This window comes from Bradyrhizobium sp. CCBAU 45389, assembly GCF_028128625.1.
In the GTDB taxonomy this organism is placed as follows: Bacteria; Pseudomonadota; Alphaproteobacteria; order Rhizobiales; family Xanthobacteraceae; genus Bradyrhizobium; species Bradyrhizobium liaoningense_B.
Window position 1 is genome coordinate 225,072 of sequence record NZ_LBIY01000098.1, and the last position, 15,354, is coordinate 240,425.

Below are 15,354 nucleotides of genomic sequence, written 5' to 3' on the forward strand. Positions count from 1 at the left end.
GCGTCAGCGCACCGTCGTGACGCGGAAGACCTCGGGCACGGTGGTGAGCCCGGCCCGGCATTTGGCCACCGCGTCCTCCAGCATCGTGGTCATGCCGCCCCGCATTGCGGCCGCATCGATCGAATGGGAGTCGGTCTGCGGTCCGACCAGCGCGCGCACCTCGTCGGACATTTCGAGGATCTCGAACACGCCGTTGCGGCCGCGATAGCCGGTGCCGCCGCAGCGCTCGCAGCCGCCGGCCTCATGCACGACCTCGCCGCATTTGAAGCCGATCACCGCAAGGCGCGGGTCCTTGGCAAGATCGGCCTCGGTCAATGCATGCGGCACCTTGCAGCGGTCGCAAAGCACGCGCACCAGGCGCTGCGCCACCACCGCACGCAGCGTCGACTTCAGCAGGAAGCCCTCGATGCCGAGATCGATCAGGCGCGGCACGGCGGCCGCCGCCGTCTCGGTGTGCAGCGTCGTCAGCACGAGATGGCCGGTCAGCGCGGCATGGATCGCGATATGGGCGGTCTCGGCGTCGCGGACCTCGCCGACCATGATCACGTCGGGATCCTGGCGCACGAAAGCGCGCATGGCCGAGGCGAAGGTCAGCCCGATCGACGGCTTGACCTGGGACTGATTGATGCCGGGGATCTCGTATTCGACGGGATCCTCGATCGTGAGGATCTTTCGCGTCGGCTCGTTCAGGATCGACAGCATGGTCGCGAGCGTCGTGGTCTTGCCGCTGCCGGTCGGGCCCGTCACGACGATCATGCCGTGCGGCATCGCCAGGAGGCGCGTCATCACGCTCTCGTCGCGTGCGGCGAGGCCAAGCTTGCTCATCTCCAGGAGGCCGCGGTCGCGCGGCAAGAGGCGGATGACGGCGCTCTCGCCGTGCTGCGTCGGCATGGTCGCGACGCGGACGTCGATCTCGCTGCGCCCGACGCGCACGCGCGCGGCGCCGTCCTGCGGCAGCCGCCGCTCCGCGATGTTGAGGCTGGCGAGAATCTTGATGCGCGAGATCAACGCCTGCGGCGGGATGCCGTGCGGCGACGGCAGTGCGCGCAAGAGGCCGTCGACGCGCATGCGCACGGCAAGTCCGGCGCGGAACGGCTCGACATGAATGTCGCTCGCGCGCAAGTCCACCGCGCGCTCCAGGAGATCGTTGAGCGCGCGCACCACCGGCGCACCGCTGGCGAGATCGCGCAGGCTTTCGATGTCGTCGTCGGACTGCTGCTGCGATCGGACGCCTTCGTCCGCATTTGTTTCGGCGGCGCCGGTCCTTTGGTCGAGAGCTGTCGTAATATCTTCATATGACGCGACGACAATGTCGACCCGCGCGCCGAAGACAATCTCGGCGGCGCGGATGGCGGCGGCATCCAAAGGATCGGCAATCGCTATTCCATAAGTTCCGGTCGATGAGCGGAATGGAAATACGGTCGATTCCCTCAGGAATCTATGTGAGAAGCCGTCGAGGCAAGGCGTGATTGACAGTAACTGCGGAAGACCTAGCCGCGGCAGCCGAAAATATTCTGAGACCTCGTCGGCAAATTCGGCCGACGAAAGGTCCATTGTCTCCCACAGCTCGCGGAGCGACCGACCGAACCCGGCATCTGTCGGACCAACGAGGTGCGCAAGCGCACGTGACGGTATCGAGTGCTTGGCGAGAAGATGCTGCTTGAAGGTGTCGACCGCGACGTCTTGCATGCCCTTCACCGCACCACGCTTGTTAGCAACACGTCCATCTGGCCCGCTCGCGACCATGGAGTCCACGATAGGTTTACTAGCAAGAAACGGCAGCGACGCAAATTTCGGCGCATACGATCCATGACGGATCAGACACATTTTTCGGCCCTTCGAAGCGGTAGCCGTCATATTTCGTTCAAACTACTCCAGTCGCTTTCGCGCCTCCGCTCGGCGCTGCCTGGAATGCTCATCCTGTTGTCGTCTGCTTTCCTGCTCGGCGCCTGCATCGTCACCGCCGACCAATCGATAGAGGCCGATCCGAAAGATCCGCGTGCCCAGGACATCGCCGACAAGATCCGCTCCCTCGACCTGCAGCCGCGCCAAGCTGCGGATGCGGGCGCGAGCGGCATTGCCCAGGCGAAATCGTCCAAGCCTGCGATCTACCTTGGCGATGGCGCGACGGCGCAAGGTGGCGCGCTGACCGAGCGCGATGACGGCGGCGGCAGCGGCTACGACCTCAATTTCGAAAATGCTCCGGTCGCCAGCGTCGCAAAGGTCGTTCTTGGTGATGTGCTCAATGTCGGCTACACGATCGACCCGCGCGTGCAGGGGACCGTGACGCTGGCCTCTGTGCGGCCCGTGCCGAAGGCAGATGCGCTCTACGTGCTGGAGAACGCGCTGCGCATGTCCGGCGTCGCGCTGGTCCACGACCGCACCGGCTATCGGCTGCTCCCGGCGCCGGAAGCCGGCCCCGGCGGCATTGACCGTTCGATGAATGCCGCGGCCGGCCAGGGCGTCACGGTGGTGCCGCTGCGCTATGTCTCGGCGCAGAACATCTTCAAGCTGCTCGACGCCTTCGGCGTGAAGGCCTCGACCATGCGTCCCGACAACGCCCGCAACACGCTGATCGTCAGCGGCAGCGGCACCGACCGTGCGACCGCGGTCGACACCATCCTCTCCTTCGACGCCGACTGGATGCGCGGACAATCCGTCGGCATCTTCCCGGTGCGCAATTCCTCGCCGGAGCCTGTCATCACCGAGATCGAGAAGATCATGGATTCCGGTGAAGGCGGCATGAGCCAGAATGTGATCAAGTTCCAGCCGATCTCACGGCTCAACTCGATCCTCGTGGTGAGCCAGAAGCCGGAATATCTCAAGCGCGCCCAGACGTGGATCGCACGGCTCGATCGCTCCGACACCGACGGGGTGAACCTGAAGTCCTATCCGCTGCGTTACGGCAATTCCAAGCTGATCGTGTCGCTGCTGAACGAGATGCTGCTCAGCCAGGGCTCGGCGAGCTCGACGCTCGACAACGCGTCGAGTCAGATTGCGCCCGGCGCCGGGATGTCGACGACGTCCTCCAGCAATCCCGTGGCGTCGCTGAGCGCACTGCCGACTGCTGCCGCGGGTGCGGCAACGCCGGTCACCACGCCTCCGGGATCATCGCTCAGCGCCCGTCCCGCTCCGGCCGCCGCCGCAACGCCGGCGCAGGACAATGGTCTCGGCGGACTCTCGGGCGGCGGGGCCAAGCCCGGCCTCAACGGCATTCTCCAGAACGTGCGGATCACCGCCGACGTCACCAACAACGCCGTGCTCGTCTACGCCAATCAGGAGTCGCAGCGCATCGTCGAGCAGACCATCCGGCAAATCGACCGGCCGCAGCGCCAGATCGCCATCGAGGCGACGATCGCCGAGGTGACGCTCAACGACCAGCTGAACTATGGCGTGCAATTCTTCCTCGCCAGCAAGCAGGGCTCGATCTCCAACACCATTTCGGGCATCAGCAACAGCGCCGCGATCGGCAGCAACACCGAGCCGGCGAGCAACCCGGTCAATGCCGCCGCCGGCGCCCTGCTCGGCCGCGCGCTGCCGGGCTTCAACTTCCTGATCGGCGCCGAGAACTCGCCGCGCGTCGTGCTCGACGCATTGCACGGCATCACCAACGTCAAGGTGCTGTCGAACCCGTCGCTGGTGGTGCTGGACAACCAGGCCGCGACCTTGCAGGTCGGCGACCAGGTGCCGTTCTCGACGGGCACCGCGACCGTGCTGACCGCCAACAACACCGTGGTCAACACCATCGACTACAAGAACACCGGCATCATCCTGCGCGTGCTGCCGCGCGCCAACGCCAACGGCAACGTCGTGCTCGACATCGAGCAGGAGATCTCGAGCGTGGCCGCCGGCAGTGCCAACTCCTTGACGCCCACGATCTCGCAGCGCCGGGTCAAGAGCTCGATCGCAGTGACGAGCGGGCAGACCGTGCTGCTCGCCGGCCTGATCAGCGAGACCGAGAACAGGCAGCGCCAGGGCCTGCCGATCCTCGATTCCATTCCCGGCATGGGCGATGCCTTCTCGCATCAGACCACCGCGCGCAACCGCACCGAGTTGATCCTGTTCATCCGCCCGACCGTGATCAAGGACGGCGTCGATGCCCACGTCATCGCCGAGGAGATGCGCAGCAAGATGAACGGCCGTATCGTCGGGACCAGCAATCCCGTAGTCACCGTGAGCCCGCCCAGGGCGGTGCGCTAGAGCATGATCCGGACCCAAAGGGCCGCGTTGGCGCAAAGTGCGCAGCGGTTTTCCGTAAAGATCATGCCCAGACAACAACAATCGTGACGCATCAGGCTATGAACGACGGCACCGTCCCTCCGCTCGCGCTCGGCATTGCCCTGCAGCTGGGGACGTTCGCGAGCCTCGTCACCGCTCCGGGGGCGGAAGGCCTGTACGGCGCGTTCCTGGCTGCCCTGATGCTGGCGATCGCCGCATACGATGCCCGCCATTACCTCATTCCGAACGAGCTGACAGGCACGGCTTTCGCGCTCGCCTTGCTCCGCGCCGGGGCGTCCGTGCCCGATATCGGCTTGGAGGCCCTGCTCTGGCCGCTCGCCCGTGCCGCAGCCGTGGCGCTGCCGCTGCTGCTGCTGATGGCGCTCTACCGGCGCTGGCGCGGCCGCGACGGGCTTGGGCTTGGCGACGTCAAGCTCGCCGCGGTGTGCGGCGCCTGGCTCGATCTTGTGACCGTGGCCGCGGTGATCGAGCTTGCGGCACTGCTCGCGATCGCCGCCTATGCCGCCAATGCTGCGCTGCAAAAGAAGCCGCTGCGCGCAACCGCCTTTCTGCCGTTCGGATTGTTCCTGGCGCCGGCGATCTGGCTCGGTTGGCTGGGCGAGACCTGGTACGCGAACTGGCTTGGCGGCTGGCCCGGCTAGGGCACGATAATCCCGGGAGGAAACATCATTCCGGCGCACACGGGAGGCGCCGCAGCGGCGGTCGCCGTCTACTGTGCATGGGGTTGTTTTCGCAGTTTTTTGTCCGGGGACTTCGTTTCGGGGCGCGGACGGCCGGGGCGAGCCCGGCGCGGGACGGCCGTCAGTGCTCGCGGCTCGGCGCCCATTCCAGCGCCCGCAGGCGGGCCTCGGCGATCTCGCCACGCGTCATCTTGGTGGTGACGGCATCGCGGATCCGGGCCCGCGCCTCGCGCGCCGGCGCAGGCGCTGCGGCCGTCGACAGATAGAGCCATTTGGAGGCCTCGACGATGTCCTGCGGCACGCCGAAGCCGCGGTCGTAGAGCAGGCCGAGCGAATATTGGGCGCGGCTGTCGCCCTGCTCCGCCGCGCGGCGGTACCACATCGCAGCTTCCGTATAATTCTGCGGCACGCCGCGCCCGGTCTCGAACAGGAAGCCGAGATAGGTCTGCGCCGCCGCGTTGCCGCGCTCGGCCAGCGGAATGAAGATGCGGGAGGCCGCCGCATAGTTCTGGCGCTGGAACGCGGAGACGCCCTGGCGAAGCGACTGGGCCTGGGCCGGCGCGGCGAGCGCGAGTGTCGCGAGCAACGCCAGAATGGCGGCGCTCCCCCCTCCTGTCCGTCGCGAATCCCGCGGCGCCCGTCGGCAAAGCTCCTGGTCTTGACTATCGAGGATCTCCATCCCGCCCGCTCTCCTTGCTGCGCACCCAGACTAGTTCGCGGACGTCCTGAAATCCATAGTGGCAGCCGGGTGCAAAAAATGCTCCGGGCGCAGTGCGCCCGGAGCTCACGACGAGATCACGCTGTCAGCCCAGCAGCCAACCAGAACCGTGCAGGCTGTGAAGTACGTCGATCAGAACGTCGATCGCAGCTGCGTCGTGACTCCCCGCCAATTGAACCGACGGCTCTGACGTGGTGTGCGGTTCGGCTGGCGCCGGCATAGGATCGGGGAGCTCGGACGTGACGGTCGACGAAGCTCCGCCCTGGGTGAAGTTGAATGCGAAGCTGTCATTGGGGGTCGCTGTCGCGAGCGGCGCAGCGCCAACGGCGCCATCGCCATTGAGATCCTGATGGAGTGTCGGCTCCAGCGCCTTGAGCGACGCATCCGTCCCCAGCACTTCAGGGGCCGCGGCAAGCGTCGTCACGAAGTTGCCGCTGCTGTCCGTGCTCCAGACGGAGTAATGTCCATTCGCCGAATTCTTCCAGACGACGTCGTAGCCACCGCCCGACACCTGCTCGGCGCCGATGACCGACCACGTGGTGTAATTGGCCGTGTTCACGACATTGCCTGCATACTTCAACGTAGGCCCGGCGCTGGTCGAAATGTCGGTCAGGTAGTAATTGCCGCCAAACAAGACCAGGCTGGTTGATCCGAGCGCTTCGATCGTGGCGCCGCTGGCGACCGAGACAACGGGAACACCGGTCGTGCCATCGCCGTTGAGATCCTGGTGGAGCGTCGGCTCGAGCGCCTGCAGAGACGCGTCGGTGCCTAGCACTTCAGGGGCGGCGGCAAGCGTCGTCACGAAATTGCCGCTGCTGTCGGTGCTCCAGACGGAGTAATGCCCGTTCGCCGAATTCTTCCAGACGACGTCGTAGCCACCGCCAGACACCTGCTCGGCGCCGATGACCGACCACGTGGTGTAATTGGCCGTGTTCACGACATTGCCAGCATATTTCAGCGTAGGTCCGGTGCCGGTCGAAATGTCGGTCAGGTAGTAGTTGCCACCGGACAGCACCAGGCTGGTCGATCCGAGCGCCTCGATCGTGACGGGGCTGGCGACTGGGACGCCAATCGTGCCATCGCCGTTGAGATCCTGGTGGAGCGTCGGCTCGAGCGCCTGCAGAGACGCGTCGGTGCCTAGCACTTCAGGGGCGGCGGCAAGCGTCGTCACGAAATTGCCGCTGCTGTCGGTGCTCCAGACGGAGTAATGCCCGTTCGCCGAATTCTTCCAGACGACGTCGTAGCCACCGCCAGACACCTGCTCGGCGCCGATGACCGACCATGTGGTGTAATTGGCCGTGTTCACGACATTGCCTGCATACTTTAGCGTCGGCCCGGCACTGGTCGAAATGTCGGTCAGGTAGTAATTGCCGCCAAACAAGATCAGGCCGGTTGATCCGAGCGCTTCGATCGTGACGCCGCTGGCAACCGAGACAACGGGAACGCCAATCGTGCCGTCGCCGTTGAGATCCTGCTGGAGCGTCGGCTCAAGCGCCTGCAGAGACGCGTCGGTGCCCAGCACTTCGGGAGCGGCGGCGAGCGTCGTCACGAAGTTGCCGGTGCTGTCCGTGCTCCACACAGAGTAATGTCCATTCGCCGAATTCTTCCAGACGACGTCGTAGCCACCGCCAGACACCTGCTCGGCGCCGATGACCGACCAGGTGGTGTAATTAGCCGTGTTCACGGCATTTCCTGCATATTTCAGCGCTGGCCCGGTGCTGGTCGCGATGCTGTCCAGGTAGTAGTTGCCACCCCTCAGCACCAAGCTGGTCGATCCGAACGCCTCGATCGTCACACCGCTGACAACGCCAATCGTGCCATCGCCGTTGAGATCCTGATGGAGCGTCGGCTCCAGCGCCTGCAGGGACGCGTCGGTGCCCAGCACTTCGGGGGCGGCGGCGAGCGTCGTCGCGAAATTGCCGCTGCTGTCCGTGCTCCAGACGGAGTAATGCCCATCCGCTGAATTCTTCCAGACGACGTCGTAGCCACCACCCGACACCTGCTCGGCGCCGATGACCGACCACGTCGTGTAATTGGCCGTGTTCACGGCATTCCCCGAATATTTCAGCACAGGCCCGGTGCCGGTGGAGATGCTGTTCAGGTAATAGTTGCCGCCAGACTGGACCAAGCTGGTCGATCCGAACGACTCGATCACCGTGGTCACCAGCGTGGAGCTGGCGACCGTGATGCCGGCAAACTGGAAATATTCGACCCCGGTGACGGTATCGCTACCGTCGGGCGACCCGCTGCGCTGGTCGACCAGGGTGAATGTCTGGGTGGTCGCGTTGTAGGTGATCGCGTAGCTGGTCTGGCCGCCCGAATACACCACCGTGTCCGTGCCGGCTCCGCCGACGATGGTGTCGTTGCCGCCGCCGCCGGTAATCGTGTCGTTGCCGGAGCTGCCGTTCAGCGTGTTGGCGATGACGTTGCCGACGATGGTGTCGTTGCCGGACCCGCCGATGGCGTTGTCGATGTAGGAGCGCGCGTCGTTGTTGTAGAGGTAGGCGTTGTAGACGTTGCCCGAGGCGTAATGGCCGTTGCCGAGATTGGCGAGCTGCGTCGAAGAGAACAGCGACGAGGCGCCGGGATTGAGGTTGATGCTCAGGTTGGTCGTGTAGTTCGACAGGTCGTAGGTATCGACGCCGCCGCCGTCCCAGACCGTTTCATAGATGCGGTTGGCCGAGCCGCCGGCGCCGCCGCCCGGCGCGAGCTGCCCGACGCCGTTGATGAACTCCTGCCCCGTCGTCGGATTCCAGGTGTAGACCGTGCTGCCGCTCTGGGTCGTGTAGTTCGCGCCGTACATCGTCTGCAGCGCGAGGATATCGTTGGCCATGTAGGTCTGCGGATATCCATAGGACTCATTGGTGTAGCCGCTGGTCGTCGACGCACCGACATAGCTGCGATAGCTCATGACGGTGTATTCGCTGTCGTCATGCGCGCTCGGCACCGCGACGTTGGCGGGGCCACCGGCCTCCTGGCTGTGCTTCAGGCCGAGGGCGTGGCCGAGCTCGTGCAGCGCCGTCGTGAAATAGTAGTTGCCGAGCTTGGCCAGCGAGTAGTTGTACTGGTTGCCGAACCATATATCGCCCCCCGCTGAATAATTGCCGGGGTAATAGGCGTAGGAGGTCGGATTGGCCGACGAGGACTGCGCGATCATGATGTCGGCGCTTCCAGTCCCGTTGTACTGGATCGTGGCGTTGGTGTAGCCGAGGATCAGCCCGATCGCGTAGTTGATCGCCGCCTGCATCTGAGAGGGCGCCGAGGCGAAACCCGACGAGGTCGGTTCGCTGCTGCCGCCGTAGTAAGGATTGGAGTAGTCGCTAGGCGAATCCGGAAAGCTGTAGCTGATCGTGCCGGTCCATTTATAGCCCGACAGCAGGCCGTCGATCTCGGCGTTGTTGGTGGCACTGACTGAAACCGAGGTAGCCAATGAACTCTCCGAAGCAATGCATCGCGCGATTCGCTGCGCAGGGGCATGATTCTAGCTAGAGAGTTATACGTTTGGTTTAATTTTGGCGTCGGGCCATCAGTCGGTCCGTAACGCCGTGTTAGCCATCAACTCCCGTAATGATACGGAGCGGCGACGCATTCAGTACCGCGCCTGGCGTGTTCCGTAAAGGAAACTATGAAACTGAGCCCACTTTCGGTCGGTCTGATCGGAGCCTTGGCTATGCTCGCCGGGCCGGACCGTCTGCCCATCGGAGAACAACCTGTCATGGCCTCGAAAGCCAATGCGGACGAAAGCAGCAAGGGGAACACCAAGGGGGGACACGCCCCCTCCATGCCAATGGCCCGCGATCCTTCCGCCGCGGTGGCGGAAGAATTCGAAGCCGCCCGTCGGGCGGGAACGCGGGAGACGTTCGAGCTCTTCATCGCGCGCCATGGCGATGACCCGCTGGCCGAGCAGGCGCGCACCGAGTTGAAGCGGCTGTCGCGCTGATCCCTTGCGCAGCGCGATCAGGCCTGCATTTCGACAGGCGGCATCCGCGTCGCGGCAGACTTGCCGCCCGATGTTTCGGCACTATGGTGGCTCCGCAATCTGTCCCGGAGCCTTTCAAGATGCCTTTTCCGCATGCCTCGGAAGCCCTGTCGCGCTTCACCGTGCTCGATCTCACACGCGTCCGCTCCGGGCCCACCTGCGTGCGTCAGCTCGCAGACTGGGGCGCCAACGTCATCAAGATTGACGCACTGACCGAGGATGCCGGCGGCGAGCAGCCGGGCGGGCCGCGCCGGGGTTCCGACTTCCAGAATTTGCATCGCAACAAGCGGGCGATGACGCTGAACCTGAAGGACGAGCGCGGGCTCGCCGTGTTCAAGCGCCTCGCCGCCAAGGCCGACGTCGTGGTCGAGAATTTCCGTCCCGACGTGAAGAAGAAGCTCGGCATCGATTATGAGAGCCTCGCCGCGATCAATCCGCGCATCGTCTATGGCAGCATCTCCGGCTTCGGCCAGGACGGCCCCTATCACAAGCGGCCGGGCTTCGATCAGATCGCGCAAGGCATGGGCGGGCTGATGTCGATCACCGGCGCGCCGGGCGAAGGCCCGATGCGGGTCGGCATTCCCGTCGCCGACCTCACCGCGGGCTTGTTCTGCGCCATGGGCATCCTCACCGCGCTGCTCGAGCGCGAGGTCTCGGGCAAGGGTCAGTGGGTGCAGACCTCGCTGCTGCAGGCCCAGATCTTCATGCTCGACTTCCAGGCCGCGCGCTGGCTGATGGAGAAGGAGGTCGCCAAGCAGGCGGGCAACAACCACCCGACCAGCATCCCGACCGGCGTGTTCAAGACCTCGGACGGCTACATCAACATCGCCACGACCGGCGGACGGATCTGGGAGCGCTGTGCGCAGGCGATCGGCGCGCCGGAGCTCTACAGCCATCCCGATTATGCAACCGCCCCTGCCCGCTCGAAAAACCGCGACGCACTCAACGCCGAGATCGAGAAGCGCACCGTGACGAAGTCGACCGAGACCTGGGTCCGCGAGTTCAACGAGGCCGGCGTGCCCTGCGGGCCGATCTACGCCATCGACCAGATGTTCGAGGACGCACAGGTCAAGCATCTCGGCATCGCTCAGGACGTGCCAAACGACGAGGGCCGCGATATCCGCCTGGTCGGCCAGCCCGTGACGCTGTCGCGTACGCCGAGCAGGATGGTGGCGCGACCGCCGGAATTCGGCGAGCAGACCGACGAGGTGCTGAAGGAATTCGGCCTCAGTGCGGACGAGATCGCCGAACTTCGAGAGGCCAAGGTGGTCTAGGGTCCAAACGACAATGCCCGGCAAGACGCCGGGCATTGATGCATGGCGGCTCTGTGCCGCTCAGTATTTCGCGACGACCGGCGTCGGATTGAACGCATAGTTGAAGCCGGCACGCAGCACGTGATCGTGGAAGCTGACGTCGGCCTGATTGGCGGTCCCGACAAAGTAGGTCTTGGAGCCGAAATCCATGTAGAGGTATTCGAGCTTGGCCGACCAGTTCCGGGTGAACTTGCGTTCAACACCGGCGCCCACCGTCCAGCCAACCCGGGTATCGCTGCTGCTGACCCCAGCACCGATCGGGAAATTGAACGCGCCGACGGGGGTCACGCCGCCGAGGCCTGGTCCGAATACCTGGATTCCAAGCGCGGTGGCCGACGAGTATTTGAACTCGCCGACCGCGAGACCGCCGGTTGCATACCAAAGGGTTTGCGGATCCGACAAGACGCCGACGCGCCCTCGGAACGTTGCAAACCACTGCAGGTCGTAGGAGAGATTTGCGGTCAACGACGCAATGGAATTGAAGTCGTTGCCGATCGGGAGGCCGATGATGTTCGAACCGTAGCGCGTGCTCGTCGTCGTCACGGTCCGCGACGAGCGCTCACCGGTCGCCTGGATGTCTCCCTCAAGTCCGACGACCCACTTGGGATCGACTTGCCAGTTGTAGCCGATCTGACCGCCGGCCAGCCAACCGTCCACGTTTTGATGGGACGAACCGAATTGCACGGCCGGGAACGGAAGCGCGATCGGCGCAATGGTCGTATTGGCCCTGCCCCAGCTATATCCAGCGTTCAAGCCGGCATAGAAGCCCGTCCAGCCCCAGCCTGGGTCAACCACGGGTGGAGCCTTTACGTAGGGTCTTGCGGCCAGATCGGCCGCGATGGCCCCCGTCGCGAACAGCGACATTGCCGCCAACCCGATCACAAATCGCTTCATAACATCCCCCTCCGACAAATCTCAAAATCTGGCTGGAACCATAACCTTTGAGCGGAACCGAGGCTGTCGCGCGGCGGCAACATTTGGAAACAAATCATTGGCGCGGCAGTAGGACTACGGCGACATCAGCAACATAAATAACTGATTTAACTAAATTTTAGCTTCATTTAACTAAAATTTTAGCCTCCTATCGCTCCGCAATTTTCGTGCGCTGCATCCATCCGACGCGAGCCATCAGGCCGTCGATCACCGGCCAAAACAGCAGCACGATCGCCAGCGTCGTGATGGAGCCGACCAGGCCGTTCGACCAGAACACCTTGAGGTTTCCGCCGGAGCCGATCATCGACAGGCGGAAGGCATCCTCGGCGCGGTTGCCGAGCACGAGGGCCAGCGTGAACGGCGCCAGCGGAATGCCGATCTTCTTGAAGACGTAACCGACGATTCCGAAGCCCAGCATCAGCCAGATGTCGAACATCGCGTTTTGGATCGCATAGGCGCCGATCGCGCAGGACACCACGATCATCGGCGCCACCGCCGCGAACGGCACGCGCAGGATCGAGGCGAAGACCGGCACCGTCGTCAACACCAGCACGAGGCCGACGACATTGCCGAGATACATCGAGGCGATCAGGCCCCAGACGAAGTCCTTGTGCTCGACGAACAGCAGCGGGCCCGGATTGAGCCCCCATACCATGAGGCCGCCAAGCAGGATCGCGGCAGTGCCCGAGCCGGGAATGCCGAGCGCCAGCATCGGCAGCAGTGCCGAGGTGCCGGAGGCATGCGCCGCCGTCTCAGGCGCGAACACACCCTCGATGCGGCCCTTGCCGAAGCTCTCGGGATCCTTGGCGAAGCGCTTGGCCAGGTTGTAGCCCATGAAGGAGGCCGCGATCGCACCGCCCGGGGTGATGCCGAGCCAGCAGCCGATGAAGGAGGAGCGCAGCAGCGTCACCCAGTATTTCGGCAGATCCTTCCAGACCCCGAGCACGACGCGCAGCGAGATGCTTGCCGCATGTCCGCGTAGCGCGAGACGCTCCTCCATCGTCAGCAGGATCTCGCTGATGCCGAACAGGCCGATGACGGCGACCAGGAAGTTGATGCCGCGAAGCAGGTCGGCCGAGCCGAAGGTCATGCGCAGATTGCCCGACACCGTGTCCATGCCGACGCCGGCGAGCAGCAGCCCCAGCGACATCGAGATGACCGTCTTGTGCTTCGCTTCGCGACCGAGGCCGACGAAGGAGCAGAAGGTCAAGAGATAGACCGCGAAGAACTCGGGCGGGCCGAATTTCAGCGCAAAGGACGAGATCATCGGCGCGAGGAAGGTGATCAGGAGCACCGCGACAAGCGAGCCGACGAAGGAGGACGTGAACGCCGCGGTCAGCGCCTCCGCCGCCCTGCCCTGCTGGGCCATCGGATAGCCGTCGAAGGTGGTTGCGACCGACCAGGCTTCGCCCGGGATGTTGAACAGGATCGAGGTGATCGCGCCGCCGAACAATGCGCCCCAATAGATGCAGGACAGCATCACGATCGCCGAGGTCGGGTCCATCGTGAAGGTGAGCGGCAGCAGGATGGCGACGCCGTTGGGCCCGCCGAGCCCCGGCAGCACGCCGACGAAGATGCCGAGCACAAGCCCGACCAACATCAGCACGAGCGTCTTCCACGTCAGCAGGACGGCGAAGCCGTGAAGCAGGAGACCGAGAGCTTCCATCGCGATCCGTCCTAGCGCCCGAGGGCCGCTTCGAGCGGCCCTTTCGGCATGATGACGTCGAAGGCGACGTCGAAGGTGACGAACATGATCGCCGTGAACACGAAAGCGGTGAGCAGCGACTTCCACAGCGCGATCTTGCCGACGAGGCGCATGAAACCTGCGATCAAAAGGAAGCTCGCGACATAGAGGCCGAGGAACTGCGTCACGAGGCAGAACAGCAGCGTCGGCACGAACACCGCCATCACGCGGCGCGCCTGCGCGCGGGTGACAAACGTCACGGACACCGCACGCCGCGCCAGCAGCGCAACGATCAGGCCGTAGAGGCTGCCGCCCCCGAGGATGACGGAGAGATAGAACGGGAAATAGCCGGGCTCGGGCCCGGTCGCATCCCAGGACGCACCGGTGCGCCAATTGTCGTAGCCGAGCGTGACGGCGAGCGCGAGAAGAAGGAGACAGACGACGATCTCGATCGTGCCGGAGGAGACGACGGAGGGCGAGTCGTCTTCGGGGGCGGTCGGATCGTCGACGACGATTTCAAGTTCGGTTTGGGACATGCTCTGTTAGGGACGGAGTGCGTTCAATTCCCCCTCTCCCCGCGTGCGGGGAGAGGGTTGGGGTGAGGGGGAGTCTCCGCAGGGACGGTGAGAGTCGGACTCGCGGAGAGAGCCCCTCACCCCAACCCTCTCCCCGTAAGAACGGGGAGAGGGGGAAAAGAGAAAGCTACTTCGCGACGAATCCGGCTTCCGTCATCAGCGCCTTGTTGACGGCATCGTCCTCCTCGAGGAATTGCACCATGTCCTTGCCGGTGAGGAAGATCGGCTTCAGCGCCTGCTTCTCCATGTAGTCCTTGTACTCGGCGGTCTGCGTCACCTTGTGGAACAGATCGACATAGAACGCCTGCTGCTCAGCTGTGACCTTGCCGGGCAGGAACATCGCGCGCAGCATCAGATACTGCACGTCGACGCCCTGCTCCTTGCAGGTCGGGATGTCGGCCCAGGATTGGGTGTCCGTCACCTTGCTGGTGTAGGAGATGCGCTCCTTGTCGAACACGCAGAGCGGACGCACCTGGCCGGCGCGCCAGACCTCGAGATTTTCACTGGGGTTGTTGACGTTGGCTTCGGTGTGGTTGCCGACGAGCTGGGTCGCGGCCTCGCCGCCGGACTTGTAGGGCAGATAGGAGAACTTCGCCCCGGTCTTCTGCTCCAGGAACACGGTGAGCACGTGGTCCTCGCGCTTGGAGCCGGTGCCGCCCATCTTGAACGGCGAGCTCGCCGCCTTCGCTGCGTCGATGAATTCCTTCACCGTCTTGGGGCCGGCGCTGTTGTCCCACAGCACGAACTGGTCGAGCGCGATCACCGAGACCGGGGTCAATTCGCGCCAGTTGAACGGAATCTTCGCCGACAGCGGCAGCATGTAGATCAGCGAATAGGCGATCAGCACCTTGTTCGGATCGCCCTCGCTGGACTTCATGTACATCAGCGCTTCCGCACCCGACGCGCCGCCCTTGAGCGAGACCACCATGGGCTGCTTCATCAGATTATTCTTCTGGATCGCGGCCTGCATCATCCGGGCCATCTGATCGGAAGCACCGCCCGCACCGGCGGCTACCACAATCTCGACGGGTTTGGTCGGCTCCCAGCCGGCAAAGGCGGGCGTGCTGAGCAACAAGGCCGTCGCTGCCCCGACGGCTTTCACTGGAATACGCACGAGTTTCGTCCCCTGTTTATTATTGGCTTTGTGATGCCGGGAAATTTATCGATGCATTGTGCGGACTAAAGGTTGTGAGTTCAAGCCGGCGGACATTCTGCCGCATATGACTTTCGGAT

11 protein-coding genes are annotated in these 15,354 nt (G+C 64.2%); 4 read left to right on the forward strand and 7 right to left on the reverse strand.

Features of this window, described 5'->3' with window-relative positions; translation table 11 throughout:
* Positions 1 to 3: 3 nt before the first annotated feature.
* Complete coding sequence (locus tag XH79_RS37075) at positions 4 to 1,689, reverse strand: GspE/PulE family protein (RefSeq protein WP_442870009.1); 1,686 nt, start codon at positions 1,687 to 1,689, stop codon at positions 4 to 6.
* A 222-nt stretch (positions 1,690 to 1,911) separates the two neighbouring features.
* Here XH79_RS37075 and gspD point away from each other — a divergent pair, with 222 nt between their 5' ends.
* The gene (gspD, locus tag XH79_RS37080; protein WP_271584893.1) at positions 1,912 to 4,200 is read left to right on the forward strand and encodes a type II secretion system secretin GspD; all 2,289 of its coding nucleotides are present in this window, start codon (positions 1,912 to 1,914) and stop codon (positions 4,198 to 4,200) included.
* Positions 4,201 to 4,283: 83 nt separating this feature from the next.
* Positions 4,284 to 4,880 carry a prepilin peptidase gene (locus XH79_RS37085; RefSeq protein ID WP_271584894.1) on the forward strand — a complete coding sequence of 199 codons (597 nt, stop codon included), beginning with the start codon at positions 4,284 to 4,286 and terminating at the stop codon, positions 4,878 to 4,880.
* A 160-nt stretch (positions 4,881 to 5,040) separates the two neighbouring features.
* Here XH79_RS37085 and XH79_RS37090 read toward each other — a convergent pair whose 3' ends face one another.
* Both XH79_RS37090 and XH79_RS37100 read right to left on the reverse strand, forming a co-directional pair.
* Positions 5,041 to 5,505 carry a tetratricopeptide repeat protein gene (locus tag XH79_RS37090; protein ID WP_271584895.1) on the reverse strand — a complete coding sequence of 155 codons (465 nt, stop codon included), beginning with the start codon at positions 5,503 to 5,505 and terminating at the stop codon, positions 5,041 to 5,043.
* A gap of 217 nt (positions 5,506 to 5,722) precedes the next feature.
* The gene (locus tag XH79_RS37100; RefSeq protein WP_333938930.1) at positions 5,723 to 9,067 is read right to left on the reverse strand and encodes a M10 family metallopeptidase C-terminal domain-containing protein; all 3,345 of its coding nucleotides are present in this window, start codon (positions 9,065 to 9,067) and stop codon (positions 5,723 to 5,725) included.
* Between the two features lie 285 nt (positions 9,068 to 9,352).
* On the opposite strand from XH79_RS37100, the gene XH79_RS37105 reads away from it, so the two are divergent.
* Together XH79_RS37105 and XH79_RS37110 are read left to right on the forward strand one after the other, a co-directional pair.
* Positions 9,353 to 9,577, forward strand: a complete 225-nt coding sequence (locus XH79_RS37105) for a hypothetical protein (RefSeq protein ID WP_442870010.1) — start codon at positions 9,353 to 9,355, stop codon at positions 9,575 to 9,577.
* 119 nt (positions 9,578 to 9,696) lie between these two features.
* Complete coding sequence (locus XH79_RS37110) at positions 9,697 to 10,890, forward strand: CaiB/BaiF CoA transferase family protein (RefSeq protein WP_271584897.1); 1,194 nt, start codon at positions 9,697 to 9,699, stop codon at positions 10,888 to 10,890.
* 60 nt (positions 10,891 to 10,950) lie between these two features.
* Here the strand turns inward: XH79_RS37110 and XH79_RS37115 are convergent, their stop codons facing one another.
* From XH79_RS37115 to XH79_RS37130, 4 genes are all read right to left on the reverse strand, one after another.
* The gene (locus XH79_RS37115; protein ID WP_271584898.1) at positions 10,951 to 11,823 is read right to left on the reverse strand and encodes an outer membrane protein; all 873 of its coding nucleotides are present in this window, start codon (positions 11,821 to 11,823) and stop codon (positions 10,951 to 10,953) included.
* Between the two features lie 187 nt (positions 11,824 to 12,010).
* Positions 12,011 to 13,528 carry a tripartite tricarboxylate transporter permease gene (locus tag XH79_RS37120; RefSeq protein WP_271584899.1) on the reverse strand — a complete coding sequence of 506 codons (1,518 nt, stop codon included), beginning with the start codon at positions 13,526 to 13,528 and terminating at the stop codon, positions 12,011 to 12,013.
* 11 nt (positions 13,529 to 13,539) lie between these two features.
* Positions 13,540 to 14,082: a tripartite tricarboxylate transporter TctB family protein gene (locus XH79_RS37125; RefSeq protein ID WP_271584900.1), complete on the reverse strand. Its 543-nt coding sequence runs from the start codon at positions 14,080 to 14,082 to the stop codon at positions 13,540 to 13,542.
* A 166-nt stretch (positions 14,083 to 14,248) separates the two neighbouring features.
* Positions 14,249 to 15,229, reverse strand: coding sequence for a Bug family tripartite tricarboxylate transporter substrate binding protein (locus tag XH79_RS37130; protein ID WP_442870020.1), 981 nt, complete (start codon positions 15,227 to 15,229; stop codon positions 14,249 to 14,251).
* Positions 15,230 to 15,354: the final 125 nt, after the last annotated feature.